General features: G+C 56.9%; 22 protein-coding genes and 2 tRNA genes. 9 read left to right on the forward strand and 15 right to left on the reverse strand.

Annotated features, from left to right (window positions below):
• Positions 1 to 276 precede the first annotated feature (276 nt).
• The 3 genes from ACL2XJ_RS02845 (at position 277) to ACL2XJ_RS02855 (ending at position 3,985) form a co-directional block, all read left to right on the forward strand.
• A complete protein-coding gene (locus ACL2XJ_RS02845) occupies positions 277 to 1,554 on the forward strand; it encodes an MFS transporter (RefSeq protein WP_413725572.1) in 1,278 nt (425 codons plus the stop codon).
• A 20-nt stretch (positions 1,555 to 1,574) separates the two neighbouring features.
• Entirely contained in the window at positions 1,575 to 2,525 is a 951-nt protein-coding gene (locus tag ACL2XJ_RS02850; protein ID WP_413725573.1) for a 2-hydroxyacid dehydrogenase, read from the forward strand.
• A 146-nt stretch (positions 2,526 to 2,671) separates the two neighbouring features.
• Positions 2,672 to 3,985, forward strand: a complete 1,314-nt coding sequence (locus tag ACL2XJ_RS02855) for an MFS transporter (RefSeq protein ID WP_413725574.1) — start codon at positions 2,672 to 2,674, stop codon at positions 3,983 to 3,985.
• Positions 3,986 to 4,111: 126 nt separating this feature from the next.
• Here the strand turns inward: ACL2XJ_RS02855 and ACL2XJ_RS02860 are convergent.
• Both ACL2XJ_RS02860 and ACL2XJ_RS02865 read right to left on the reverse strand, forming a co-directional pair.
• Positions 4,112 to 4,186: transfer RNA gene (locus ACL2XJ_RS02860), tRNA-Gly, on the reverse strand.
• Positions 4,187 to 4,402: 216 nt separating this feature from the next.
• Complete coding sequence (locus ACL2XJ_RS02865) at positions 4,403 to 5,398, reverse strand: aldo/keto reductase (protein ID WP_413725575.1); 996 nt, start codon at positions 5,396 to 5,398, stop codon at positions 4,403 to 4,405.
• Between the two features lie 171 nt (positions 5,399 to 5,569).
• Here ACL2XJ_RS02865 and ACL2XJ_RS02870 point away from each other — a divergent pair, with 171 nt between their 5' ends.
• Positions 5,570 to 6,151, forward strand: a complete 582-nt coding sequence (locus ACL2XJ_RS02870) for a TetR/AcrR family transcriptional regulator (protein ID WP_413725576.1) — start codon at positions 5,570 to 5,572, stop codon at positions 6,149 to 6,151.
• A 92-nt stretch (positions 6,152 to 6,243) separates the two neighbouring features.
• Here the strand turns inward: ACL2XJ_RS02870 and ACL2XJ_RS02875 are convergent.
• Positions 6,244 to 6,318, reverse strand: a tRNA-Gly gene (locus ACL2XJ_RS02875).
• A 161-nt stretch (positions 6,319 to 6,479) separates the two neighbouring features.
• Positions 6,480 to 7,025, reverse strand: coding sequence for an oligoribonuclease (gene orn / locus ACL2XJ_RS02880; protein WP_203523996.1), 546 nt, complete (start codon positions 7,023 to 7,025; stop codon positions 6,480 to 6,482).
• A 103-nt stretch (positions 7,026 to 7,128) separates the two neighbouring features.
• Between orn and rsgA the strand changes: the two genes are divergently transcribed.
• From rsgA to mscM, 3 genes are all read left to right on the forward strand, one after another.
• Complete coding sequence (gene rsgA, locus ACL2XJ_RS02885; protein ID WP_413725577.1) at positions 7,129 to 8,175, forward strand: small ribosomal subunit biogenesis GTPase RsgA; 1,047 nt, start codon at positions 7,129 to 7,131, stop codon at positions 8,173 to 8,175.
• Positions 8,176 to 8,243: 68 nt separating this feature from the next.
• Positions 8,244 to 9,134 (forward strand): archaetidylserine decarboxylase, encoded by an 891-nt coding sequence (gene asd / locus ACL2XJ_RS02890; protein ID WP_413725578.1) that lies wholly within the window; start codon positions 8,244 to 8,246, stop codon positions 9,132 to 9,134.
• A 31-nt stretch (positions 9,135 to 9,165) separates the two neighbouring features.
• A complete protein-coding gene (gene mscM, locus ACL2XJ_RS02895; RefSeq protein WP_413725579.1) occupies positions 9,166 to 12,471 on the forward strand; it encodes a miniconductance mechanosensitive channel MscM in 3,306 nt (1,101 codons plus the stop codon).
• A 15-nt stretch (positions 12,472 to 12,486) separates the two neighbouring features.
• Here the strand turns inward: mscM and epmA are convergent, their stop codons facing one another.
• The 7 genes from epmA to efp form a co-directional block, all read right to left on the reverse strand.
• A complete protein-coding gene (gene epmA, locus ACL2XJ_RS02900; protein WP_132925622.1) occupies positions 12,487 to 13,464 on the reverse strand; it encodes an elongation factor P--(R)-beta-lysine ligase in 978 nt (325 codons plus the stop codon).
• 674 nt (positions 13,465 to 14,138) lie between these two features.
• Positions 14,139 to 14,945, reverse strand: coding sequence for a fumarate reductase iron-sulfur subunit (locus ACL2XJ_RS02905; protein ID WP_132925620.1), 807 nt, complete (start codon positions 14,943 to 14,945; stop codon positions 14,139 to 14,141).
• A gap of 7 nt (positions 14,946 to 14,952) precedes the next feature.
• Positions 14,953 to 16,938, reverse strand: a complete 1,986-nt coding sequence (locus tag ACL2XJ_RS02910) for a fumarate reductase flavoprotein subunit (protein WP_132925618.1) — start codon at positions 16,936 to 16,938, stop codon at positions 14,953 to 14,955.
• Positions 16,935 to 17,708, reverse strand: a complete 774-nt coding sequence (locus ACL2XJ_RS02915; RefSeq protein ID WP_132925616.1) for a fumarate reductase cytochrome b subunit — start codon at positions 17,706 to 17,708, stop codon at positions 16,935 to 16,937. Before ACL2XJ_RS02915 ends, ACL2XJ_RS02910 begins: the two co-directional genes overlap by 4 nt.
• A 540-nt stretch (positions 17,709 to 18,248) precedes the next feature.
• Positions 18,249 to 18,380 carry an entericidin A/B family lipoprotein gene (locus ACL2XJ_RS02920; RefSeq protein ID WP_132925614.1) on the reverse strand — a complete coding sequence of 44 codons (132 nt, stop codon included), beginning with the start codon at positions 18,378 to 18,380 and terminating at the stop codon, positions 18,249 to 18,251.
• A 111-nt stretch (positions 18,381 to 18,491) separates the two neighbouring features.
• Positions 18,492 to 18,617: an entericidin A/B family lipoprotein gene (locus tag ACL2XJ_RS02925; RefSeq protein ID WP_413726842.1), complete on the reverse strand. Its 126-nt coding sequence runs from the start codon at positions 18,615 to 18,617 to the stop codon at positions 18,492 to 18,494.
• A gap of 83 nt (positions 18,618 to 18,700) precedes the next feature.
• Positions 18,701 to 19,267: an elongation factor P gene (gene efp / locus ACL2XJ_RS02930; RefSeq protein WP_413725580.1), complete on the reverse strand. Its 567-nt coding sequence runs from the start codon at positions 19,265 to 19,267 to the stop codon at positions 18,701 to 18,703.
• Between the two features lie 41 nt (positions 19,268 to 19,308).
• On the opposite strand from efp, the gene epmB reads away from it, so the two are divergent.
• Positions 19,309 to 20,337, forward strand: a complete 1,029-nt coding sequence (epmB, locus tag ACL2XJ_RS02935; protein ID WP_413725581.1) for an EF-P beta-lysylation protein EpmB — start codon at positions 19,309 to 19,311, stop codon at positions 20,335 to 20,337.
• A 56-nt stretch (positions 20,338 to 20,393) separates the two neighbouring features.
• Here epmB and ACL2XJ_RS02940 read toward each other — a convergent pair whose 3' ends face one another.
• The 4 genes from ACL2XJ_RS02940 to ACL2XJ_RS02955 form a co-directional block, all read right to left on the reverse strand.
• A complete protein-coding gene (locus ACL2XJ_RS02940; protein WP_132925606.1) occupies positions 20,394 to 20,750 on the reverse strand; it encodes a DUF4156 domain-containing protein in 357 nt (118 codons plus the stop codon).
• A gap of 207 nt (positions 20,751 to 20,957) precedes the next feature.
• On the reverse strand, positions 20,958 to 22,607 hold the full coding sequence (gene groL / locus ACL2XJ_RS02945; RefSeq protein WP_413725582.1) for a chaperonin GroEL: 1,650 nt from the start codon (positions 22,605 to 22,607) through the stop codon (positions 20,958 to 20,960).
• 45 nt (positions 22,608 to 22,652) lie between these two features.
• Positions 22,653 to 22,946: a co-chaperone GroES gene (locus tag ACL2XJ_RS02950; protein ID WP_132925602.1), complete on the reverse strand. Its 294-nt coding sequence runs from the start codon at positions 22,944 to 22,946 to the stop codon at positions 22,653 to 22,655.
• Between the two features lie 214 nt (positions 22,947 to 23,160).
• Positions 23,161 to 23,631: an FxsA family protein gene (locus tag ACL2XJ_RS02955; protein ID WP_132925600.1), complete on the reverse strand. Its 471-nt coding sequence runs from the start codon at positions 23,629 to 23,631 to the stop codon at positions 23,161 to 23,163.
• 293 nt (positions 23,632 to 23,924) lie between these two features.
• On the opposite strand from ACL2XJ_RS02955, the gene aspA reads away from it, so the two are divergent.
• Positions 23,925 to 25,361 carry an aspartate ammonia-lyase gene (aspA, locus tag ACL2XJ_RS02960; RefSeq protein ID WP_132925598.1) on the forward strand — a complete coding sequence of 479 codons (1,437 nt, stop codon included), beginning with the start codon at positions 23,925 to 23,927 and terminating at the stop codon, positions 25,359 to 25,361.
• Positions 25,362 to 25,408 lie beyond the last annotated feature (47 nt).

A 25,408-nucleotide genomic window follows, 5' to 3' on the forward strand; every position in this document is an offset into this window, starting at 1 on the left:
AGTACCGAACCGAACTCCCCCGTCCCGCCCGGCCGGCCACCCTCCGTGCCGGCCGCCTCCGATAAAACCCGCTGAATATGTCATACCCGTCACGCACCGGGTAACAGGATTTGTTAACACGATTCAGCGTGATCTATGTCTCAATTTTTCACTGTGAAAACCGTTCTGATAATACCCACAGGAGAGGAGCGGTAATGACAATGATGAATACGCTATTAGCCTATAAAAAAATCTAAGAATGCACTGATTACATAAACCATATTGAGACCAGTCAACATGAATACATTGCCCAAACGCCGTTGGCTTTATCTAATGCCGACGATATTTATTACCTATAGCCTGTCTTACCTTGATAAGGCTAATTACAGTTTTGCCTCCGCCGCCGGCATCGGTAACGATCTGGGTATTGATCCCTCGCTGGCGTCCTTGATTGGCGCGCTGTTTTTCCTGGGGTATTTTACCCTGCAAATTCCGGGCGGGATGCTGGCGGAAAAATGGAGCGTGCGCAAACTGCTGACGCTGAGCCTGGTGCTGTGGGGCATCTGCGCCACGCTTACGGGGCTTGTCACCAATGTCGCCTCGCTGGTTGTCATCCGCTTTGTCCTCGGGGTGGTGGAAGCCATCGTGACGCCAAGCCTGTTGCTGTTGATTTCACGCTGGTTCACCCATACCGAACGCTCCAAAGCCAATACGCTGTTTCTGCTCGGCAACCCGGTTACCGTATTGTGGATGTCCATTCTTTCCGGCTGGCTGGTGCAGAACTGGGGATGGCGCCATATGTTCGTGGTGGAAGGCATTCCCGCCGTCATCTGGGCGGTGGTGTGGTGGGTGGTTATCCGCGACAGGCCGGAACAGGCCGCTTGGCTGAATAAGCAGGAGAAAGCGGCGCTTATGGGCGAACTGGCCAATGAGCAGCGTCGTAAAGAGACCATGACCAACTGGAGCCAAGTCCTTCGCTCCGCCAATGTGATCAAGCTGGCGGGCTGGATGTTTTTCCAGAGCATCGGCTTTTTTGGTTTCCTGATGTGGCTGCCCTCCATTCTGCACTCCGGCGCCATCTCCATGGCCCAAACCGGCCTGCTGTCCTCGCTGCCATACGGCCTGGCGGCGATATTAATGATGATTGCCGCCTGGCTGAGCGACAAATATCAAAAACGGGTGGGTTTTATCGCCTATCCGATCCTGATAGCCGGCTGCTGTTTCCTGCTGCTGCCCTTCCTTGGCACGAACCATTTCTGGCTCTCTTACCTGCTGCTGGTGATTACCGGGGCCTGCCTTTATATCCCGTTCGGGCCGTTCTTCGCGCTGGTGCACGACGTATTGCCGGCGTCCATGGTGGGCGGCGCCGGCGGGATGATCAACAGCATGGCCGCCGTCGGGGCGTTTATCGGCTCGTATCTGGTGGGCATGCTCAACAGCGTCACCCATTCAACCAATTCATCCTATTTTATGATGGCGGCCTGCCTGGGCATCGCCGTGGTCTTCGCCCTTTCCATCAAGCCGCAACAAGAGGCTGAAACGGGGAAGTTAGCCGGTGGTTCCAGCGTGGCGTAACGCCGTACAGGGGTAATAACATGACAGTAAGAAATTTGCGTACCGTTTTGCTGATAGCACCGGTAATGGACCAACTGCAAAAACGTCTTGAGGCCGGCTACGTAGTGCATAAGCTGTACGAGCAAGCCGATCCGGCGGCCTATCTGGCGCAAAACGGCGCCGGCATTTTAGTCGTGGTGACGCGCGGGGACGTAGGGGTGGGCACGCCGGTGCTGGAGGCGCTGCCGTCGGTGGGACTGGTGGCTGTTTTCGGCGTTGGCACCGACGGGGTTGACCTGGACTATGCGCGTCGACGCGGCATCCACGTCACCATTACCTCCGGCGCGCTGACCGAGGATGTGGCGGATATGGCGCTGGGCCTGCTGCTCAGCACCGCCCGCCGGCTGTGCCAGGGAGATCGCTTCGTGCGCGAGGGACGCTGGCCGCTGGAAACGCCGCCGTTAAGCAGCCAGGTCAGCGGCAAACGCATCGGCATCCTCGGCATGGGCAATATCGGACGGGCCATTGCCCGCCGCGCCGGCGGCTTCGATATGCAAATCCGCTACACCGACCGTAAACGTAACGACGCCCTGCCCTATCTCTTCTGCCCCGATTTACCCGCCCTGGCCCGCGACAGCGATTTTCTGGTGATTGCGGCCTCAGGCGGCAAAGAGAGCCAGGGAATGGTGAATCGCTTGATCTTCCAGGCGTTGCCGGACCATGCGCTGGTTATCAATATCGCCCGCGGCAGCATCGTTAACGAGCCGGATCTCATTAACGCGCTGCAACAGGGCGATATCGCCGGGGCCGGGCTGGATGTCTATGCCGACGAGCCCAACGTGCCGCCGGCCCTGCTGGCGATGGACAATGTCGTGTTACAGCCCCATACGGCCAGCGCAACATGGGAAACCCGGCGCAAAATGAGCGACATCGTCTTCGCCAACGTGGAGGCTTTCTTCAGCCAGCGCCCGCTGCCGAATAAACTGGAATAACATTAGGGGGTGATGGCTGTTTATTTCACGGCGCCGGCTTTTCTGACAATCATTATTCAATGACGATAGCCGGATATAAAAATAATACTGATTCCTCTTTTTATGATTAAAAAGGGGTGGCTAACCTTATTGTCGGACATTTCGCTATGGATGATAAAATACCTCATACCCGTTGGCTGCGAGTGGTCGCGCCAATATTAATCGCTTGTATCATTTCCTTTATGGATCGGGTGAATATCAGTTTCGCCCTGCCAGGAGGCATGGAAAGCGATTTAGGCATAAACAGCCGGATGGCGGGTCTCGCCAGCGGCATATTTTTTATCGGCTATCTCTTCTTGCAGGTGCCCGGCGGCCGTACCGCGGTTCACGGCAGCGGTAAGCGTTTCATCGCCTGGTCGCTGGCGGTATGGGCCGTGGTGTCCATCGCCACCGGATTTGTCACCGGCCACTATCAGCTGCTGGCGCTGCGTTTTCTGCTGGGCGTGTCGGAGGGCGGCATGCTGCCGGTGGTCTTGACCATGCTGAGCAACTGGTTCCCGGAAAAAGAAATCGGGCGGGCCAATGCGTTTGTCATGATGTTCGCCCCCATCGGCGGCATGGTCACCGCCCCCATCTCCGGCACCATTATCAACCTGCTGAATTGGCGCTGGCTGTTTCTTATCGAAGGCATGTTATCGCTGGTGGTGCTGGCGGTATGGTGGTGCCTGATAAGCGATCGTCCCCAGGAAGCCCGCTGGCTGCCTGAAAGAGAACGTGAGTACTTATTAAGGGAGCTGGCCCAGGATGCCAAAAACCGCCAGAACCTCACGCCGGTCAGCAATGCTCCGCTGCGGGACGTATTCCGCAACAGCGGACTGATAAAGCTGGTGGTGCTGAATTTCTTTTATCAAACCGGTGATTATGGCTATACCCTGTGGCTGCCCACCATATTGAAAAATCTCACCGGCGCCAATATGGCAGGGGTGGGGTTGCTGGCGATATTGCCGTTTATCGCCACTATCGCCGGCATCTATCTCATCTCGGTGTTGAGCGATAAAACCGGCAAACGGCGGCTATGGGTACGGGTTTCGCTGCTGTGTTTCGCCGCCGCGCTGCTGGCATCGGTCATTCTTAAACAGAATGTGATCGCGTCCTATATCGCCCTGGTGATTTGCGGCTTCTTCCTCAAAGCGGCCACCAGCCCGTTCTGGTCGATCCCGATGCGTATCGCCTCGGCGGAAGTTGCCGGCAGCGCCCGCGGGGTGATAAACGGACTGGGCAACCTCGGCGGTTTTTGCGGTCCCTACCTGGTAGGCGTCGTGATGTTTCTTTACGGACAAAACCTAGCGGTTTGCGCGCTGGCGGCTTCACTTATCATCGCCGGCCTCCTCACGTTCCTGTTGCCGAAGAGCTGCGACCTGACGTCGGTCGCGACCCCGTCGGACGAAAGCATGAGGCTGCGCAAAGCCCCTCGCCCTTGAGGCAATCATCCCGTTATCCGGCGGAGCGGCAATAGGCTGTCCTGCCGGAAATCCCCCGCCAGGAAAATGACCGGAAGATTTTTTCCAAAAAAAAACGGACGCTGCTGGGCGTCCGAAATTTTGAATTGGAGCGGGAAACGAGGCTCGAACTCGCGACCCCAACCTTGGCAAGGTTGTGCTCTACCACTGAGCTATTCCCGCATTATGTCCTGCATTATGCTTTCCCGGCACATCTTTCCGGCAACGCGTTTGCACAGTCTATGCGCAATATCCATCCGCGGCGCCATCAACACAATCAATTGATTCCGTTGATATTTATGTGTCTATTGAAAGGCGGATTGCATTATGGACCAGATGTTTAAAACTGACAAGTTTTTTTTAAACGCCGGGGCGCCAAGCGTTTAGAACGACAGCATATTATCTCACCGAGTCCCCACGGCGATATTCAATGGTAAGCTCATCAAACCGGCCCTTGAGATCCGCCGTAAGGCTGTAATCCACCGCGGCCAGGGAATCGGACAGCTGCTCCGCCCGGCTTGCGCCAAGAATAACCGAGGTGATGGCGGGATTTGCCAGGATCCAGGCGATGGAAAGCTTGGTCAGCGGCTCGCCGATTCCCCCGGCGGCCTCTTGCAGCTGAGCGATGGTCTCGAACTCGCGCTGATGCCAATAGCGCGCCTGATACATGGCGCCGAACTGCCCGACTTCCGCCGAGAAACGTCCCTTTTCCGGCGTCTCATCCTGCCGGTAACGGCCCGTCAGCAATCCTCCGGCCAGAGGATTAAAGGGGATCACCGCCAGGTTTTCCTCTGTGGCCAAGGGCAACAGTTCGCGTTCGATTTCACGATACAGCAGGTTATAGCGCGGCTGCACCGAAACGAACCCCACCAGTTTCAACGTTTCCTGGCGGCCGATGGCGCGTGCGAGCCGATAGGCCAGGAAGTTCGATACGCCGACATAACGCGCCTTGCCCGAGCGGACAATGGCGTCAAGGGCTTCGAGGGTCTCGTCCAGGGGGGTAGCCGCATCGTCCAAATGAAGCTGGTAGAGATCAACATATTCAACGTTCAATCGACGCAGTGACCCATCGATTGCATCAAGCAAATGTTTGCGCGAGGTGCCCTGGTCCCAGGGGGAAGGCCCCATGGGGCCGCCCGCCTTGGTGGCAAGAATAAAGCGGTCGCGCTTGCCTGCCAGCCAACGACCGGTAATCTCTTCGGTGAGCCCCATTCCGGAAGCGCCGATGCCGGCCGGGTACATATCCGCGGTGTCGATAAAGTTAACGCCGGCTTCCGATGCGATGTCAAAGATCCGCCTCGATTCCGCTTCGTCGGTTTGTGTACCGAAGGTTCCGGTGCCCAGGCAAAGACGGGATACGGTCAGACCGGTCCGGCCGAATGTTGTAAATTGCATAGAGACTCCACAGTTGCTAAAGACAGGTCAGCCGTAGCCCACCCCCACCGCCCGCCAAACGCGCGGGCCAGCCTTAATATAGTGATCACTATATTACGATATAAGGCCTTGTCAAGATGATGTATAATGGTCGCTACATGAGGAAACAATGCAGGATGAGGTAAGCGGCAAATGGCGCGCGCGCGGGTATTCGACGTTGACAGGGCAATTGAGGCGGCAACCGAGCTTTTCTGGCGTAACGGCTATGAACGGACATCCTTGGCCGACCTGACCAAAGCGATGGGCATTACGCCCCCCAGCTTCTACTTTGCCTTCGGCAGCAAGGACGGTCTGTTCAAGACGGTCCTTGAACGCTATGCGAAAATCCGTCTTGGCTACGCGGAAGAAGCCTTAAGCCAACCCACTGCCCGCGGCGTCGCGGAGCATATGCTGTACCGGATGGCGGATCTTTATACCGATCCCGCCAGTCCGCCAGGTTGCCTTGCGGTGAATTGCGCCTTGCCCTGTTTTGACGATTCGGGTCCGGTACGGCAGGCGCTCTCGTCAATACGCGAGGGCCGCCGGGCCAAGCTACGGCAGCGGTTTCAACAGGCCCGGGCAAGCGGCGAACTGCCCGCAGACCAGGATCCGGACGAACTTGCGCGGTTTATTATGGTGGTGGGCTGGGGCATGGCGTTCGATGCGCAGTCCGGCGCGACCCGGGCCGACCTGTATCGTACCGTCGCCAGGGCGCTGAAGGCCTGGCCGGACTGATATATATACAGCGCCCGTCAAGGCGCTACGCGCAGTGCCCGCCGCAGGCAGAAAGAAAAACGGACGCCCTGGGGCGTCCGTAAATCAAAATTTGGAGCGGGAAACGAGGCTCGAACTCGCGACCCCAACCTTGGCAAGGTTGTGCTCTACCACTGAGCTATTCCCGCTTTGCCGACAGTGAAAAACGCTATCGGTATGGGGAGCGCATTATACGAGAAAACATTTTCCCTGCAAGCCCCCCGGCGCCAAAAAATCCTTCTTTTCGTTTGATTGATTAATTAATCATCGATGTGCTGGTTTTCCCGGCGGCCCGCGCGCGGTCAGCCCCTCATAGCCGGATAAAATGTTCGCGGTAATAGGCCAGCTCGGCCACCGACTCGCGAATATCATCCAGGGCCTGATGGGTGCTTTTCTTGGTCAGGCCTTCCAGGATTTCCGGTTTCCAGCGGCGCGCCAGCTCTTTCAGGGTACTGACATCCAGATAACGGTAGTGGAAATAGGCTTCCAGCGCCGGCATATAACGGAACAGGAAGCGTCGATCCTGGCCGATGCTGTTGCCGCAAATGGGGGATTTGCCTTCCGGCACCCATTGGCGCAGGAATTCCAGGGTTTGCTCCACCGCGGCGTCTTCGTCCACCGTGCTGGCCTTGACCCGGTCCACCAGCCCGCTGGCGGTATGGGTGCGGACATTCCACTCATCCATCAGGGCCAGCTGTTCATCGGACTGGCGCACCGCCAGAACCGGACCCTCCGCGAGGACGTTCAGGTTGGCGTCCGTCACCAGGGTGGCGATTTCAATGATGCGATCGCGCTCCGGATCCAGCCCGGTCATTTCCAGGTCGATCCATATTAGGTTGTTCTCGTTTACCGACATGTTTTTCTCGTTGTAAAGGGTTTTACGGCGTATCTGATAGAATACTGTGTATCATAGACGTTTTAGTCGCCCCAGGCGATCCATGTGCTACAAGTGAGGCGCAGTGAGCAAAAATAAACTGTCCAAAGGCCAGCAACGCCGCGTACAGGCCAACCACCAGCGCCGTCTGAGAAAAGACCGCGGCGTCGATGTGGATGACGCGCTGCTGGGGGAAGCCCAGGAAGGCATCGTGATCAGCCGCTTTGGCATGCACGCCGACGTGGAATCCGCCGAGGGTACCCTGCATCGCTGTAATATCCGCCGCACCCTTACCTCGCTGGTCACCGGCGATCGCGTGGTATGGCGTCCCGGCACCGAAGCGCTGGCGGGCATCAGCGGTATCGTCGAAGCGGTTCATCCCCGCACCTCGGTGCTTACCCGCCCCGATTTTTACGACGGGGTCAAACCCATCGCGGCAAACATGGATCAAATCGTCATCGTCTCGGCGATCCTGCCGGAATTATCGGTGAATATCATCGATCGCTACCTGGTGGCCTGCGAGACGGTAGAGGTTGAGCCGCTTATCGTTTTGAATAAAATCGATTTGCTGGATAAGGAAGCCCGGCTGTGGGTGGATAAAACCATGGCTATCTACAGCCGCATCGGCTACCGGGTCATCATGGTCTCCAGCCAAACCCTGGAAGGCATGGATGCGTTCAAAACCGCGCTGACGGATCGCATCAGCATCTTCGCCGGACAGTCCGGGGTGGGTAAATCCAGCCTGTTGAACGCCCTGCTTCCCGACGAATTGGCCCCTATCGTCGTCAATAATGTCTCCGACAACTCCGGTCTCGGTCAGCACACCACCACCGCCGCCCGCATGTACCACTTCAAGCACGGCGGCCTGCTTATCGATTCCCCAGGGGTACGGGAATTCGGTTTATGGCATCTGGAGCCGGAACAAATCACCCGCGGCTATGTCGAATTCAGAGAGTATTTAGGCAGTTGTAAATTCCGTGACTGTCGCCATAATACCGATCCCGGCTGCGCCATTCGCGCCGCCGTGGATGCGGGGGAAATATCGGCGGTGCGTTTCGAAAATTATCATCAGATACTGGACAGCATGTCGCAGGTAAAGACGCGTAAATCCTTTTCCGAAACCGATCGCTGACATTTATCCTTGCCGCCGGTACACTTTTCCCTCTTTTTTTCTTCAACCACTCACGTACGAGGTTTTAGGTGCTGGATAGGATGAAAATAGCATTGCAGTATTTACTGCCCAAACGCGCCCTGACCCTGCTGGCCGGCAGGGGAGCGGACTACCGGGGCGGCTGGCTGACCAAGATGGCCATCAGCCTGTTCGTGCGCTACTACCGGGTGGATATGCAAGAAGCGCAGCAGCCGGACATCTCGGCTTACCCCACCTTCAACGCGTTTTTCGTACGCCCGCTGCGTGACGACGCGCGGCCCATCGATGCCGACCCGAACGTCCTGACGATGCCGGCGGACGGCATCATTTCCCAGTCCGGCCCCATCCTGGACGACCGCATTTTCCAGGCCAAGGGCCACGATTACAGCCTGGAAGCGCTGCTGGCCGGCAACGAGCGGCTGATAGAAGAATTCCGCGACGGGACGTTTGTCACCACCTATCTTGCCCCAAGGGATTATCATCGGGTGCATATGCCCTGCAACGGCATTCTGCGGGAGATGATTTATGTGCCTGGGGAGCTGTTTTCCGTGAATCCGCTGACGGCGGCCTCGATCCCGAATCTATTCGCCCGCAATGAACGGGTCATTTGCCTGTTTTCCACCGATTTCGGACCGATGGCGCAAATCCTGGTGGGCGCCACCATCGTCGGCAGCATTGAGACCGTCTGGTCCGGCACCGTCACCCCGCCACGCGAGGGCATCATCAAGCGCTGGCATTACCCGCAGGCAAACGACGATAACGCGGTGGTCCTGCTGAAAGGCCAGGAGATGGGCCGTTTCAAGCTGGGTTCCACCGTGGTCAATCTGTTCGCCAAGGGCGGCGTGACGCTCAACGATCGCCTGCATGCCCGTGCCATCACCCGCGTCGGCGAACGTCTGGCCGACGGCATCCCGCACGCGGCCGACAGCCCGCAGCCCTGAGCTGCCCCCCGGCGCGTAAAGAGGGAAAAGCGTGCGTATAACCATAATCATACTGCTGGGGTGGATGTTATCCGCCCCGCTTTTTGCCGCCGCCTTCCCCGATGAAGCGCAGGTCCGAAAAGAGCTGCAACAGGCCGAATCCAACAAAGCCGTCCCTCACCAGGGGGAAATCGTTGAATCCCTGCAGGGCGCGCTGGACTTCATCACCGAGGGCAAGGTCTCCGCCGAGCGCGGCCGGCAATACCAGAACGCCATTGACGATTTTCCCAAGCTCACCGCCGCGCTGCGCCAACAGTTGGAGACCGAGCCGGAAAAACCCGCCGAGGTCAGCGGCAAACTGTCCGCAAGCGCCCTGGAGCAGCAAATCGTGCAAACCAGCAGCCAGCTGCTGGAGCTCAGCCGGCAATTGCAGCAGGAGCAGGAGCAGGCGCGGGAGATCAGCGAATCGTTAAGCCTGCTGCCCCAGCAGCAAACGCAGGCGAGGAAAGCCCTGCGGGACGCCGAACAACGTCTGCAGTCGCGAAACGGCGCCCCCTCGTCGCCGTTGGCGCAGGCGCAAAGCCGGCGGCTTCAGGCAGAGGCCGCCGCCCGGCGCGCCCGGGTGGATGAGCTGGAGCTGGCGCAGCTCAGCGCCAATAATCGCCAGGAATTGTCGCGCCTGCGCGCCGATGTGCTGAGAAAACGCCATGACGGCGTCGACCTGTATTTGCAGGCGCTGCGCAATCGGCTCAACGCCTTACGCCAGCAAGAAGCGGAACGGGTGTTGGAGAACACTGAACTGCTGGCCGGACAGAGCGGTATTTTACCCCAGTCCATCAGCGGCCCGTTGCAAATCAATCGCGAACTGTCCGTTGCGCTCAACGAGCAGGCCCAGCGCATGGATCTTATCGCCTCGCAGCAGCGCCAGGCCGCCGCCCAAACCCTGCAGGTCAGGCAGGCGCTGAACACCCTGCGGGAACAGGCGCAGTGGATAGGAGACTCGCCGGCGCTGGGGGAAACGCTGCGCGCCCAGATATCCCGCCTGCCCGATTTACCCAAACCGCAGCAGTTGAACAGCGATATGGCGCAGCTGCGCGTCAGCCGGCTGCATTACGAGGATCTGCTGAACAAATTGCCGCAGCCGGCGCAGGGCAAGCAAGACGACGGAAAACCCCTGACCGCGGAACAAAGCAGGATCCTGGCGGCGCAGCTGCGCACCCAGCGGGAATTGCTGACCTCCCTGCTATCGGGCTACGATACCCAGATTCTGGAGCTCACCAAGCTCAAGGTCGCCAACGGCCAGTTGGTGGACGCCATGAGTGAAATCAGGGAGGCCGCCCACCGCTACCTGTTCTGGGTGGCGGATGTCGGTCCCCTAAGCCTCGATTTTCCGCTGCAGCTGCTGCGGGATCTCAGGGGCTTGCTGTCCATCGATACCTTCACCCAGCTCAGCCACGCGCTCATCATGATGCTCACCAGCCAGGAGACCCTGATACCGCTGTTTTGCGCGGTATTGCTGGTGGGGTTCAGCATCAGTTCCCGCCATCACTACCATGCCTTCCTCGATCGCGCGGCCGGCAAGGTGGGCAAAGTCAACCAGGACTATTTTTACCTTACCCTGCGCACGGTATTCTGGTCCATCGTGCTGGCGCTGCCCCTGCCGGTGCTGTGGGCCGCCCTGGGCTTCGGGCTGCAGCATGCCTGGCCCTATCCGGTGGCGGTGGCCCTTGGCGACGGCCTGATAGCCACGGTTCCGGTATTATGGCTGTTTATGATCAGCGCCCACTTTGCCCAGCCCCGCGGCTTATTCATCGCCCACCTCGGCTGGCCGGCGCATCGGGTGGCGCGGGCGATGCGGTATTACCGCCTGTCCATCTGGCTTATCGTGCCGCTTATCATGGCGTTAATCGCCTTTGATAATCTCAATGACCGGGAATTTTCCGGCACCCTGGGCCGCTTATGCTTCGTGCTGCTGTGCGCCGCCCTGAGCCTGGTGACCAACAGCCTGAAACGATCCGGCATTCCCCTCTATCTGGATAAATCCGGTTCGGGAGATAATGGAGTTAACCGCACGCTGTGGAATTTGCTGCAGTGCGCGCCCCTGGCGGCGGCGGCGGCGGCCTGCCTCGGGCATCTGGCCACCGCCCAGGCGCTGCTGGCACGGCTGGAGACCTCAGTGGCAATCTGGTTCTTTTTGCTGGTTATCTACCATATCATTCGCCGGTGGATGTTTATCCAGCGGCGCCGTATCGCCTTCGATCGCGCCAAACAGCGGCGGTCGGAGATCCTGGCGCAGCGGGCGCGCAGCGAAGAGGACCTATCGCCTTCCCAGCAAAACGACGCTGCGGCGGAAATGGACGAACCTGTCGTGGACCTGGACGCCATCAGCGCCCAGTCGCTGCGCCTGGTACGCTCGATATTGACCCTGGTCGCCTTTATATCGGTGCTCTGGCTGTGGTCGGAAATCCATTCGGCGTTCGGCTTCCTGGAAAATATCCGGCTATGGGATGTGAGTTCCACCGTCAAGGGCGTGGAAAGCATTCAGCCCATCACCCTGGCGTCGGTTCTGATCGCGGTGCTGGTGGTTATCATCACCGCGCAGCTGGTGCGCAACCTGCCGGCGCTGCTGGAACTGGCGCTGTTGCAGCATCTGGATTTAACGCCGGGCACCGGCTACGCCATTACCACCGTCACCAAGTATCTGCTGATGCTGGTCGGCGGGCTGATCGGCTTCTCATGGATAGGCATTGAATGGGCGAAACTGCAGTGGCTTGTGGCCGCGCTCGGCGTCGGGCTCGGTTTCGGCCTGCAGGAGATCTTTGCCAATTTTATTTCCGGCCTGATGATCCTGTTTGAAAAACCCATCCGTATCGGCGATACCGTCACCATCCGGGAGCTTACCGGCAGCATTACCCGCATCAACACCCGCGCCACGACCATTACCGACTGGGATCGCAAAGAGATCATCGTGCCCAACAAGGCCTTTATCACCGAGCAGTTTATCAACTGGTCCCTGTCGGATTCGGTGACGCGCATTGTGCTGACCATTCCCGCCCCGGCCGACGCCGACAGCGAAACGGTCACCCTGCTGCTTAAACACGCGGCGCAGCGCTGTCCCCTGGTGCTGGCCAATCCTCAGCCCGAGGCGTTTCTGGTGGATTTGCAACAGGGGATCATGCTGTTTGAATTGCGGGTACACGCGGCGGAAATGGGCCATCGCATGCCGCTGCGGCATCAGCTCAATCAGCTGATTCTCGAGGGGTACCGTGAACACGGCCTGGAAATGCCGTTCCCGCCGTTCCAGGTCAGGATGGGGATAGTGAAGCGGCCCGCCGGCTTTGAAGCCGGCTCGCGATAGCGGTCCAGACGGGGCTTAAGCCCTCTCCACCGTAAAAGCGATGACATCCGCCAGGCTGTCCGCCTTGAGCGCCAGCATCACCAGCCGATCCACCCCCAGCGCGACCCCTGAACACTCAGGGATACCGTGCGCCAGGGCCGCCAGCAGGTGCTCATCAATGGGTTGCTCCGGCAGCGACATGGCGGCACGCTTGCGGTTATCCTGCACAAAACGCTGGCGCTGCTCGGTAGCGTCGGATAACTCACGAAAGCCATTGGCCAATTCCACCCCTTTGAAATAGGCTTCAAAACGATCGGCGACCCGGTGGTCCTCGGAGCTGATTTCCGCCAGCGCCGCCTGGGTGGCGGGAAAGTGATAAACAAAGGTCGGTTTATCGCGGCCGATATTCGGCTCCACGCCCATGGCGAACAGCATCTGCAAAAGCGTATCGCGATCTTCATCCGGCGTGCATACATCCGCCAAATCAAGCTTTGCCGCGGCGTCGCACAGCTGCGCCTTATCGGCTGAAAGAGGATCGATGCCGATATGGCGGATAAAGACCTGCTGATAGGAAACGGTCTCCGCGCTGTCGCAATCCAGGGTCTGCTGCAATAAATCATCCACTTCGTTCATCAGCCGGTACATATCGTAATGGGGCCGGTACCACTCAAGCATGGTGAATTCGGGATTATGATGCCGCCCGGCCTCTTCGTTGCGAAAACTGCGGCCAATCTGGAAAATCGGTCCGCTTCCGGCCGCCAGCAGGCGTTTCATATGATATTCGGGGCTGGTCATCAGATAGAGCGTCAGGCCCTGCGCCGCACCCGGCCCGACAAAACGGGTCTGGAAAGGAGAAAGATGCACGTCCGTCACCGTCGCCTGGCTCATGGCGGGGGTTTCCACTTCCAGTAAGCCGCGATCGGTAAAAAACTGCCGGATCTGCGTCATAATAGCCGCGCGTTTTAATAGATTGGCGATGGAGGCGCTGGGTTGCCAGCTTGCCGTTTCGCTCATGTTCAGTCCCTCCTGATTCAAACCGGGGATGCAGTCTACCCGTATCCCGCCGGGTAAACAAATTCATCGTCACACCCGAAGAGAGGTATAGCCCATTGCACGCCGTTCGATAAGGTGTCAGGTCGGGGCAGAATGATAGATCGTAAACACGCCGTAAATCCGTCCCTGGAGGCTCGATCCACGCCATCCCTGGCGTGGACGGTTTACTCTTCTATCATCCTGCCCCTCCCCATTGGCTTCACTCAAACTTTCAGCAATCGTGCCCATGAACTGACAATGCCAGAATGCGGTAGTCCCGTTTTCACATGATGTGAAACCGGGCGTGTTAAAGGGAGACCGTGCCGATGGGGCCGAAGCAGGCGTGGTTTTCCCGCCTGCCCGAGCGCCCCATGGCGCGGTAGGCCCGCCATCACCGAGCGTGCAACGGACATGTTAAAGGGAGACCGTGCCGATGGGGTCGAAGCAGGCGTGGTTTTCCCGCCTGCCCGAGCGCCCCATGGCGCGGTAGGCCCGCCATCACCGAGCGTGCAACGAACCGGTTAAAGGGAGACCGTGCCGATGGGGTCGAAGCAGGCGTGGTTTTCCCGCCTGCCCGAGCGCCCCATGGCGCGGTAAGCCCGCGATCATCGGACGCGCAGCGAACGTGTCAAAGGGAGACCACCCCTCCTCCGCGGCTAAGCGATGGTCGCCATCTTCCTGCGCAGATAGGCTATCTGGCTTTGCAGCGGCAGCTGTTTCGGGCAGACATCATGGCAGGCCAGCAGCGACATGCAGCCGAACACGCCGTTATCATCGCCGATAACCTCATAATAATCGTCATCGGTGCGATCGTCCCGTGGATCCATCCGGAAACGGGCTATTTTACCCATACCCACCGCGCCGATAAAATCGTGCCGCATCTGTGCGGTACCGCAGGCGGCAACGCACGAACCGCATTCGATACAGCGGTCAAGCTCATAGATTTTCTCGGCCAGCGTGGGATCCATCCGCTCTTCCGCCTTGCTCAGATTGATCTCCTGCTCCTTGATATGCACCCAGGTTTGCAGCCGCTCGCTCATGCCGTGCATCCACTTGCCGGTATTCACGGACAAATCGCCAATCAGCTCAAAGAACGGCAGCGGGGTCAAAGAGATCTCGGTCCCCAAGGATTTGGTCAGGGTACGACAGGCCAGACCGGGCCGGCCGTTGATGGTCATCGCGCAGCTACCGCAAATACCCGCCCGGCAGACAAAATCGAATTGCAGGGTCGGATCCTGATGCTGCCGTATCTCATTCAAGGCGATAAACAGGGTCATACCTACCGCTTCTTCCACCTGATAGCTTTGCATATGCGGCTTACTGGCGGGATCCTGCGGGTTATAGCGCAAAACGCGCAACGTCAGCAAACGATTCGGCGCCTGCTTCTCATTGTTACCATTACCGGTATAAGCAGCGACCTGGGCCGGGGTAAGCGGTACGTCATTATTTTGATTTTCGTTCATAGTCAGCTCATCTATCCAGTGGCTCATCAATGCGTTCATTAAGCCCGCGCAGTTTGGCTGGCAGCTTATCGGTGTAAGACATGATCGCGTCCTGAACGGCATATCGATCCTGACCGGCCATGCGCTGCTTGATTTCTTCCACTTCGGCGGCGCGCTTGGGAGTATCGGGATGATCGATATAGTCTTTGGCGCCATAACCACGCCATCCCGGCGGGAGCTCCATTTTCATCACGTCCAGGTCTTCGTATTCCAGCTCCGGCAGCGTGGCGTTGTCATCCCGCCAGAAAGAGAGGGTACGCTTGAGCCACTGCTCGTCATTACGGTGCGGGAAGTCCCTGCGGAAATGGGCGCCGCGACTCTCGGTACGCTGCAGGGCGCCATAGGAAACGGTGAGCGCCAGCTTGATCATTTTCTGCACCCGATACGCCATCACCAGCTCGGGGTTCACGCCGGGAACCCGATTGCTCACGCCGATATTGCGGCTGCGCACCAACAGCTCCTGCAGCTTCGCCACCCCTTCCTGCAAGGCCTCGCCGCTGCGGAAAATCCCCACGCAGCGGGTCATGGTGTCCTGCATTTCCATATTGAGCTTAAAGGCGTTTTCAGTACCGCCGCCGTTCAGCAAGACCTTAAGCTTCGCCTCTTCCCGCCGGCCGAACTCATTCACCAGCCCCATGGGAATATCAAAATTGCTGCCGATGTTATCGCAAAAATCAGCGATGAATTCGCCGACGATCATACCGGCCACCACGGTTTCCGCCACCGAGTTCCCCCCCAGGCGGTTAAAGCCGTGCATATCCCAGCAGGCGGCTTCCCCGGCGGCAAACAGGCCCTTTAATTTACGGGACTCGCCGGTGGGATTGGTACGCACCCCGCCCATGGTGTAGTGCTGCGCCGGGCGGACCGGGATCCATTTTTCCGCCGGGTCGATGCCAAGAAAGCTTTCGCAGATTTCTTTGACTTCACGCAGGTTGTGCTCGATGTGATGGCGCCCCAGCAAGGTGATATCCAGCCACAGGTGATCGCCGAAGCGGGATTTGGCCCCCTTGCCCTTGAGGATATGCTCCTCCATACGACGCGATACCACATCCCGGGAAGCCAGCTCCTTTTTCTCCGGTTCATAGTCCGGCATAAAACGGTGGCCGTCCACATCCCGCAACAGCCCGCCGTCGCCGCGGCAGCCTTCCGTCACCAGGATGCCCGCCGGTACGATGGCGGTAGGATGGAACTGCACGGCCTCCATATTGCCCAGCGGCGCAACGCCGGTTTCCAGCGCCAGCGCATGCCCCATGCCTTCGCAAATCACGGCGTTGGTGGACACCCGGTACAGCCTGCCGGCCCCGCCGGTGGCGATGGCGGTGGCCTTGGCCACATAGGCAACCAGTTCACCGGTGATAAGATCCCGCACAATGGCCCCATAGCAGCGGGAACCGTCGTGGATCAGCGCCAGGGCTTCCTTACGCTCGTGGATATCGATTTTTTCCGCAATGGCGCGATCGCTGGCGGTAAAGAGCATGGCATGGCCGGTACCGTCGGAAACGTAGCAGGTGCGCCATTTTTTCGTACCGCCGAAGTCGCGCTGGGCAATCAGACCCTGCGCCTCGTCACGTTCGGTAATGGTGACCTTTTGGCTGTTGATGATAACCTCGCGATCGCCCTTGGTAATCCGGCTCCAAGGACAGCCCCAGGCGGCCAGCTCACGCACGGCCTTGGGGGAAGTATTCACAAACATGCGCACCACATCCTGGTCCGCGCCCCAGTCGCTGCCGCGCACCGTGTCTTCAAAATGAATGTCTTCGGTATCTCCCTGCCCCTTGATGACGTTAGCCAGCGACGCCTGCATACCGCCCTGTGCCGCGGCGGAGTGGGAGCGCTTGGGTGGAACCAGTGAAAGAAGGGTGACATCATGTCCGCGGCGTTTCGCGCCGACGCCTAAACGCAAGCCCGCCAAACCGCCGCCGATAACCAGTACATCCGTTACGATAGTTTTCATTTACCACCCTCATTTACTGATTGAACAGCCCAGGTTGGGGTGTAGGTTTCATTAGGATTATGCCTGTGTTCATAGCCGATTTTCATATAAGCGACCAGCGTGAGTAAGCCGATAATCATGAAAAATGCGGTCAAACCCCATTTTATTTTTTTCAGAGTCTTGCGCGGAGCATTGGGAATACACCATTTGATCGCCAGGCGATAAATACCGATACCGCCGTGTAATTCAATGGCAATCAGCATAATCAGGTAAAAGGGCCATAGCATATCGCTCCACATGCGCGCGCCGGATCCGTAAGGACCGATGAGCTGAGGCCAGAAAAACATCTGGTACAGATGGGCAGACGCCAGGAAGAAGAGGGCGAAGCCGGTATACACCTGCCATATCCACAGCGTGGTGTCTTCGTGATGCATGCCTTTCATATGAACGCGATAGGCGCGATATTGCTTATAGCTGCCGGGAAATTTACGCACTGCCAGCAGGGCATGGAACACAAAAAGAAAGGCCACGCAGCCTACGACGATGGACACGATCCAGGGATAGCTTTTTCCGCCGAAAAAGAAATAGCCTTCAAAAAACTTGGTGATGGTCCACATCGCATCGCGGCCCAGCAGAATGGATGCGACAAAAAACATATGCCCGCACATGAACAAAAATAATAACAGGCCGGATAAGCTTTGCAGCAAATCCAGCCGGGCGGGCAGACGCGACTTCTTAGCCTTATCGGCTAAACCTGCTCGGTCTATCAGTACATCTTCTTCGTTTGACATGGAGTCCCTCCATTGGAAACAAGAAAAAGCTAAAAGGCTTTTTGTTGAACTGCAGATTATAAGGGTTGGAATAGCGTGGTCTTGATTTCTGTCAATTCATAGAAGAAGCATAAGAAAAGTATTATTTTTTTTGAGTAAATTAATTATATTTCCCAATATTTAATTTGCCCAAACCTCAGAGTATAGCGGAGTATATTGAAGTAACTTTTGACGCAGGTATCAAATATCGTTAAACGGCGGGTTTATGAAAATTCGTTATAGCCGGCTTGTGTTATTGATCGATTCAGCTTGCCGTCGCTACGGAGGGTACAACGGTTCCACTCGGGGGGACGATAAAGGGATACAACTCTTTTCCCTATCACGCTTCTTCACAGCATAGATGAAATAAGGCTCCACAAAAACCAGGGAGCCATTGACGCTGTTCAACGCGCCAAAGAGCCGGCATTATCGGGATAAATCCGGCGCAATCGCGCTAAGAGGCAAAGTGCCTGTGCCAGAATCAAGACCGGCAAAGATACGCAGCCGCGACACATCAACTATTTATTGCGCAGTGCGCTGAATAGCCTGGCCACCGGCAGAGACATCTTCCCCTACCCCGCGCGTGGTGTTGCACGCCGCGAGTGAGGAAAGGATCAGCAGGGCAGCGACGGCCAAAACACTTTTTTTCAGCATAACAATTTCCTTTTTAGTGAGCTTTAGAAGTACGTCTCTTTAAGCTTAGTAAAAAAAGTGTATAGCGCTCGCCTTTCGCTGAAATATTCTGTAATAGTGCCGCCAGCCGGCCTATTTGGAGGCGGCGTGGGAGATTTTCCCGCCCAGATGCTGCACATCCTCGCCAAAACCGCGGGTGGTGTTACAGCCGCTCAGCGTCGCCAACGTCAAAAAAGTAATAACGATCAGTTTTGTCATTCTGGATAACATAATCGCCGTATTCCTTGCTTGCCTGTAAAACACCGGAAAAACCGTCTATTGACAGCATTCCCGGCCTGCCTTTATTTCACGCGGGAGACATAAGCGCCGGAGCGGGTATCTACCTTGATCACTTCGCCAATCTGCACGAACAGCGGCACTTTCACCACCGCGCCGGTGCTCAGCGTGGCGGGTTTACCGCCGGTGCCGGCGGTGTCGCCCTTCAGGCCCGGATCGGTATCGGTGATTTCCAGCTCGACAAAATTGGGCGGCGTCACGGCGATGGGCTGGCCGTTCCACAGCGTTAGGATACACTCGGCCTGCTCTACCAGCCACTTGGCGCTATCGCCCACGGCTTTGACATCGGCGGCCAGCTGGTCGAAGGTTTCATTATTCATGAAATGCCAGAATTCACCGTCGTTATAAAGGTAAGTCAGGTTCACATCCATCACATCCGCCGCTTCAACGGAGTCGCCGGATTTAAACGTTTTTTCATACTCCCTTCCGGAGAGCAGCTTGCGAATCCTTACGCGGTTGAACGCCTGGCCTTTGCCTGGTTTTACAAACTCATTATCAACGATCGCACAGGGCTCATCGTCTTGCATGATTTTGAGACCGGAACGGAATTCGTTGGTACTATAAGACGCCATGGTGGTCCTCTTAATATAAACTTGGTAATTAAGCCAAAAAAATGGCAGACATTGTAACCCGAAATACCCCAACTAGAGAAGATTGGTTGCTGCAACTTGCTGATGTCGTCACCGATCCCATTGAACTGCTGCAACAACTCCATCTCGACAACCACAAGGAATTACGTGAAGGGGCCGCCGCGCGGCGACTGTTCCCTTTTCGAGTGCCAAGAGCCTTTGTCAAGCGCATGGAACCGGGCAACCCCCACGACCCCTTGTTACGGCAAATTTTGACATCCAGGGAGGAATTCCTGGATGTACCGGGTTTTAGCGCCGATCCGCTGGAAGAACACCAAAGCGTGGTGCCGGGCCTGCTGCACAAATACCATAACCGCGCGTTGCTGCTGGTCAAAGGCGGCTGTGCGGTGAATTGCCGCTACTGCTTCAGACGCCATTTCCCCTATCAGGATAATCAGGGCAGCAAGGGCAACTGGGCTGCCGCCCTTGAGTATATCCGCCGTCATCCGGAACTGAACGAAATCATTTTTTCCGGCGGCGACCCCCTGATGGCGAAAGATCGCGAACTGGCGGAGCTGATAAGCGGCCTCGAAACCATTGATCATCTTAAAACCCTGCGCATTCACACCCGCCTGCCGGTAGTGATACCCGCCCGCATTACGCCGGCGCTGTGCCAACGCCTGGCGGACAGCCGTCTGAAAACGGTGCTGATAACCCATATCAACCACGCCAACGAAATAGACCGGCCGTTCACGGAAAGTATGGCACAACTGCGCCGGGCGCAGGTGGTTCTGCTCAATCAAAGCGTGCTGCTGCGGGGCGTCAATGACAGCGCCGATACCCTGGCGGCGCTGAGCGAAGCGCTCTTTGCCGCCGGGATACTGCCCTATTATCTGCATGTCCTGGACCGGGTGCGGGGCGCGGCGCATTTTATGGTGCCCGATGACGAAGCCCGGATAATCATGCAGCAGCTGATGACCAGGGTCTCGGGTTATCTGGTGCCGAAGCTGGCGCGGGAAATCGGCGGCGAGCGCAGCAAAACGCTGATTGACATAGGACTGCGACAGCGGTAATCGATGTCACCGTCCCGGTTATCGGGACGATGGCTGGCGTGCGGGTGCGTGAAAGACTAAGGGCAATTATACACTTCGCCCTGAAGCTTGCTGTCCAGCGGCACAAAGCTGGACAGGTAGGTTTCCGTCTTACTTACCGGGCTTGCGGCCTTGTAAATAACGTTACCGCCCATTGCCGCGGCTTTATTGCGCAGGTCATTGGCCGCGCCGCGCATTGAGCTGTCTTCGCCGCCTTGCCCCGACAGCCAGTTGCTTTGCGTACCGACCACCGTACCCAGCAGACGGCAGTTGGCCGCCGGCTGATCCTCGGTGAATTTAACCGACTGGCCCGCCGCGGACAATTGGTTACCGGTACTGCATCCCGCTAATAACAAAGAGCCTGCGCAAAGACAGAGTAGAAATTTGATTCGCATCGTTTTCCTCGAATTTTAATTTGTCCGGCAAAAGTTTTACTGTGCGCCATGCTTCCCTTGGGCAACCGACAGCGAAAAACCACTGTTAACCTTGCCCATACTGCCCACTGTTTATACCTTAAAAACGTGCCGGTTGATAATTTTTTGCCAAAAAAACAAAACCCCCGGAGACCGGGGGTTGAGAAAACTACTGGTGAGGCAGGGGCATTACATCATGCCGCCCATGCCGCCCATTCCGCCCATACCGCCGCCGGCACCACCTAAATCAGGTTTGTCGTCACGGGGCAGTTCGGTGATCATCGCTTCAGTGGTGATCATCAGACTGGCAATGGATGCTGCATATTGCAGTGCAGAACGGGTGACCTTGGTCGGATCCAGGATACCCATGGAGATCATGTCGCCGTACTCTTCCGATGCCGCGTTATAGCCCATGTTGCCGTTGCTGGCTTTAACGTTGTTGGCGATGACGGAAGGTTCTTCGCCGGCATTGGCCACGATCTGGCGCAGCGGCGCTTCCATGGCGCGACGGGCAATCTTGATGCCGACGTTTTGATCTTCGTTATCGCCACGCAGTTCGGTGATGCTGTTGGCAACGCGAATCAGCGCAACGCCGCCGCCGGCGACCACGCCTTCTTCAACCGCGGCACGGGTAGCATGCAGGGCGTCTTCCACGCGGGCTTTTTTCTCTTTCATTTCCACTTCGGTAGCGGCGCCGACTTTGATGACGGCTACGCCGCCGCTCAGCTTGGCGATACGTTCCTGCAGTTTTTCACGATCGTAATCGGAAGTGGCGTCTTCGCTTTGCTGCTTGATGGTGGCGATACGGCTGTCGATATCGGCTTTATCACCGATACCGTCGATGATGGTGGTGGTGTCTTTGGTGATAACCACACGTTTAGCCTGGCCCATGTCTTCCAGAGTGGCTTTTTCCAGTTCCATGGCGATTTCTTCGGAAATCACGGTACCGCCGGTGAGGATGGCGATATCCTGCAGCATGGCTTTGCGACGGTCGCCAAAACCAGGGGCTTTCACCGCGGCAACTTTAACGATGCCGCGCATGGTGTTCACCACCAGAGTGGCCAGGGCTTCGCCCTCAACGTCTTCAGCGATGATCAGCAGCGGTTTGCCTGCTTTGGCAACGGCTTCCAGCACCGGCAGCATTTCGCGGATGTTGGAGATCTTTTTATCAGCCAACAGGATGAACGGGCTTTCCAGTTCAATGGTGCCGGTTTCCGGTTTGTTGATGAAATAAGGAGAGAGGTAGCCGCGGTCGAACTGCATACCTTCCACCACGTCCAGTTCGTCTTGCAGACCTGAACCTTCTTCAACGGTAATCACGCCTTCCTTGGTCACTTTTTCCATGGCTTGAGCAATAAGCTGGCCCACGGTTTCATCGGAATTGGCGGAGATGGTGCCCACCTGGGCGATGGCTTTGAAATCGGAACAGGGCACGGACAGTTTTTTCAGTTCTTCAACCGCGGCGATAACCGCTTTGTCGATACCGCGTTTCAGATCCATCGGGTTCATGCCGGCGGCAACGGCCTTCAGGCCTTCATTGACGATGGATTGAGCCAGAACGGTGGCGGTGGTGGTGCCGTCGCCCGCAGCGTCATTCGCTTTGGAGGCGACTTCTTTCAACATCTGGGCGCCCATGTTTTCGAATTTGTCTTCCAATTCGATTTCACGCGCTACGGAGACACCGTCTTTGGTGATAACGGGCGCACCGAAGGATTTATCCAGCACAACGTTACGGCCTTTGGGACCCAGGGTCACTTTTACCGCGTCTGCCAGGACATTAACGCCGCGAAGCATTTTGATGCGAGCGTCGTTACCGAATTTTACGTCTTTAGCTGCCATTTGAATTTCCCTTAAATTCGTTCAGTTCAGATGATTACGCGCGAATTACGCCTCAACAATTGCCAGAATGTCGCTTTCGGACATGATCAAGACTTCTTCGTTATCGATCTTTTCTACTTTCACGCCATAACCGTCGTTGAAAATCACGATGTCGCCTACTTTCACATCCAGCGCTTTGATTTCGCCGTTTTCAAGGATGCGGCCATGGCCAATCGCCAGGACTTCGCCACGGGTGGATTTGCCCGCCGCGGAACCGGTCAGGACGATACCGCCGGCCGATTTGGATTCAACTTCTTTGCGCTTGACGATAACGCGATCATGTAATGGACGAATTTTCATTGAAAGCTCTCCTTAAGAAAGTCCGTATCTGTTTCGGGATGAATGCCAGGCATGCCCTCATGCCCGGCCTCGTGGTGTTTAAGATGGGGGCGTTCAGTTACGCTTCAAGGGGGAAATGAAGATTTTTTTTGCCCGAATGGCCATATTTTACACACTGCGAATGAAACACATTCTAAATCAATCAGTTAAATAACATGTTTCTTCATGTGCGATTTTATCTATTTTCATCGTCCGGGTGATGCTCGATGCGGTCGCGGGAAACGTCTTTACGCTTGAACTCTCCTTCGAACGTCTCGCCGCCGCCCTGGGAACCGAAGCCGCCGCCGCGCTGAAAATGCAAATAGGGCAGCAACCGCAGGGTCAGGGAAGTCTGCACGGGGGGCAGCAGCAGCAGCAGGCCGAGGAAATCGGTAAAAAAGCCCGGCAATAACAGTAAAAATCCCGCCAGCAGGACAGACACGCTTTTGATCATTTCCGCCGCCGGGCTTTCGCCATTGGCTATCTTGACCTGCATTTGGGTCAGGATGATCATGCCCTGCGCCCGAACCAGCGAGACGCCGATAAACGAGGTCAGGATCACCAGCAGCAGGGTAAGCAGCACGCCGATGGCCTGCGCCACCTGGATAAACAGGGTGATTTCGATATAAACCACCAGAAAAATAACCAGCAAGGGTAACCAACGCACCAGACTCTCCTCAGAGTAAATTCAACCGCTTAATATAACGCCTTTAATTGTAATGGCATCAGCGCAGGCGTTATTCAACCCGTGGACCGGGCTTCTTTACCACACTTTACACCTAGTGCGCTTCTGTAATAAAAAAGTTAAACATTCGTGATCAAGCTAATAGCCGATAAAGCTTTTCAGCATATAATGACGCACACAATGCGCATTGCCAGTGTAACGCGCTGGATATTAAAATGATTGCGCTATTATCCCTTAACACCAGTCCACATCATCGCTTTTTAAGGAAGTACGCCATGGCGAATAACATCCGTATAGAAGAAGACCTGCTAGGCACCCGTGAAGTTCCCTCCGACGCCTATTATGGCATCCACACCCTGCGCGCCATCGAAAATTTTCGTATCAGCAAGACTAAAATCGGCGATATACCGGAATTCGTGCGCGGCATGGTGCTGGTAAAAAAAGCCGCGGCATTGGCCAACAAAGAGCTTAATACCCTGCCCCCTGCCATCGCCGATGTCATCGTCGCCGCCTGCGATGAAGTCCTGAATAAGGGCCGCTGCCTGGATCAATTTCCCATCGACGTCTTCCAGGGGGGCGCCGGCACCTCGGTGAACATGAACACCAACGAAGTACTGGCCAATATCGGCTTGGAGCTGATGGGGCATCATAAAGGGGACTATCCGTTCCTCAACCCCAACGATCATCTCAATAAATGCCAGTCCACCAACGACGTTTATCCCACCGGCTTTCGCATCGCGGTCTACAGCTCCATTCTCACCTTGATAGACGCCATCGATCGCCTGGGAGAGGGTTTTGAACGCAAGGCGCGGGAGTTTTCCACTATCCTCAAAATGGGCCGCACCCAGCTGCAGGACGCGGTGCCCATGACGCTGGGCCAGGAATTCCACGCCTTCGCCGTTCTTTTGAAAGAAGAAAACAAAAACCTGCTGCGCACCGCCGAACTGCTGCTGGAGGTGAATCTCGGGGCCACCGCCATCGGCACCCGGCTCAATACCCCGGAAGGCTATCAGGTCCTGGCGGTGCAAAAGCTGGCCGAGGTCAGCGGCCTCCCCTGCATCCCGGCGGAAGATCTGATAGAAGCCACCTCGGACTGCGGCGCTTATGTCATGGTGCACAGCGCATTAAAGCGCCTGGCGGTAAAACTCTCAAAAATCTGCAACGACCTGCGCCTGCTCTCTTCCGGCCCCCGCGCCGGCCTCAATGAGATCAACCTGCCCCAGCTCCAGGCCGGCTCCTCCATCATGCCCGCCAAGGTCAACCCGGTCATTCCCGAGGTGGTGAACCAGGTTTGCTTTAAAGTCATCGGCAACGACACCTGCATCACCATGGCGGCGGAAGCGGGCCAACTGCAGCTTAACGTCATGGAACCGGTTATCGGGCAGGCCATGTTTGAATCCATCCATATCCTGACCCACGCCTGCGACAACCTGCTGGAAAAATGCATCGGCGGCATCACCGCCAACCGGGAGGTCTGCGAATCCTATGTCTTTAACTCCATCGGCATCGTCACCTTCCTGAACCCGTTTATCGGCCATCATAACGGGGATATCGTCGGTAAGATCTGCGCCGAAACCGGTAAAAGCGTCCGCGAGGTGGTGCTGGAGCGCGGACTGCTCACCCCCGCGCAGCTGGATGATATTTTCTCGCTGGATAACCTGATGCATCCGACATACAAAGCCCGGCGCTACGACGACGAAAAACAGTTATAACCACGCGGCCCGCGGCGGGATAACCGGTTATACTGCGGTGGTCATCA

The organism is Sodalis sp. RH16, assembly GCF_047324245.1.
Taxonomy (GTDB): Bacteria; Pseudomonadota; Gammaproteobacteria; order Enterobacterales; family Enterobacteriaceae; genus Acerihabitans; species Acerihabitans ligni.

What these genes read in the sequence shown, in the direction of transcription:
- ACL2XJ_RS02845 (WP_413725572.1), top strand. Translation starts at nt 277, where the DNA reads ATGAATACATTGCCCAAACGCCGTTGGCTTTATCTAATGCCGACGATA.
- ACL2XJ_RS02940 (WP_132925606.1), bottom strand. Translation starts at nt 20,750, where the DNA reads ATGCGAATCAAATTTCTACTCTGTCTTTGCGCAGGCTCTTTGTTATTA.
- ACL2XJ_RS02950 (WP_132925602.1), bottom strand. Translation starts at nt 22,946, where the DNA reads ATGAAAATTCGTCCATTACATGATCGCGTTATCGTCAAGCGCAAAGAA.
- ACL2XJ_RS02870 (WP_413725576.1), top strand. Translation starts at nt 5,570, where the DNA reads ATGGCGCGCGCGCGGGTATTCGACGTTGACAGGGCAATTGAGGCGGCA.
- ACL2XJ_RS02925 (WP_413726842.1), bottom strand. Translation starts at nt 18,617, where the DNA reads ATGACAAAACTGATCGTTATTACTTTTTTGACGTTGGCGACGCTGAGC.
- ACL2XJ_RS02920 (WP_132925614.1), bottom strand. Translation starts at nt 18,380, where the DNA reads ATGCTGAAAAAAAGTGTTTTGGCCGTCGCTGCCCTGCTGATCCTTTCC.
- orn (WP_203523996.1), bottom strand. Translation starts at nt 7,025, where the DNA reads ATGTCGGTAAACGAGAACAACCTAATATGGATCGACCTGGAAATGACC.
- aspA (WP_132925598.1), top strand. Translation starts at nt 23,925, where the DNA reads ATGGCGAATAACATCCGTATAGAAGAAGACCTGCTAGGCACCCGTGAA.
- epmA (WP_132925622.1), bottom strand. Translation starts at nt 13,464, where the DNA reads ATGAGCGAAACGGCAAGCTGGCAACCCAGCGCCTCCATCGCCAATCTA.
- epmB (WP_413725581.1), top strand. Translation starts at nt 19,309, where the DNA reads ATGGCAGACATTGTAACCCGAAATACCCCAACTAGAGAAGATTGGTTG.
- ACL2XJ_RS02910 (WP_132925618.1), bottom strand. Translation starts at nt 16,938, where the DNA reads ATGAAAACTATCGTAACGGATGTACTGGTTATCGGCGGCGGTTTGGCG.
- ACL2XJ_RS02905 (WP_132925620.1), bottom strand. Translation starts at nt 14,945, where the DNA reads ATGAACGAAAATCAAAATAATGACGTACCGCTTACCCCGGCCCAGGTC.
- ACL2XJ_RS02915 (WP_132925616.1), bottom strand. Translation starts at nt 17,708, where the DNA reads ATGTCAAACGAAGAAGATGTACTGATAGACCGAGCAGGTTTAGCCGAT.
- ACL2XJ_RS02865 (WP_413725575.1), bottom strand. Translation starts at nt 5,398, where the DNA reads ATGCAATTTACAACATTCGGCCGGACCGGTCTGACCGTATCCCGTCTT.
- ACL2XJ_RS02850 (WP_413725573.1), top strand. Translation starts at nt 1,575, where the DNA reads ATGACAGTAAGAAATTTGCGTACCGTTTTGCTGATAGCACCGGTAATG.
- groL (WP_413725582.1), bottom strand. Translation starts at nt 22,607, where the DNA reads ATGGCAGCTAAAGACGTAAAATTCGGTAACGACGCTCGCATCAAAATG.
- efp (WP_413725580.1), bottom strand. Translation starts at nt 19,267, where the DNA reads ATGGCGTCTTATAGTACCAACGAATTCCGTTCCGGTCTCAAAATCATG.
- ACL2XJ_RS02855 (WP_413725574.1), top strand. Translation starts at nt 2,672, where the DNA reads ATGGATGATAAAATACCTCATACCCGTTGGCTGCGAGTGGTCGCGCCA.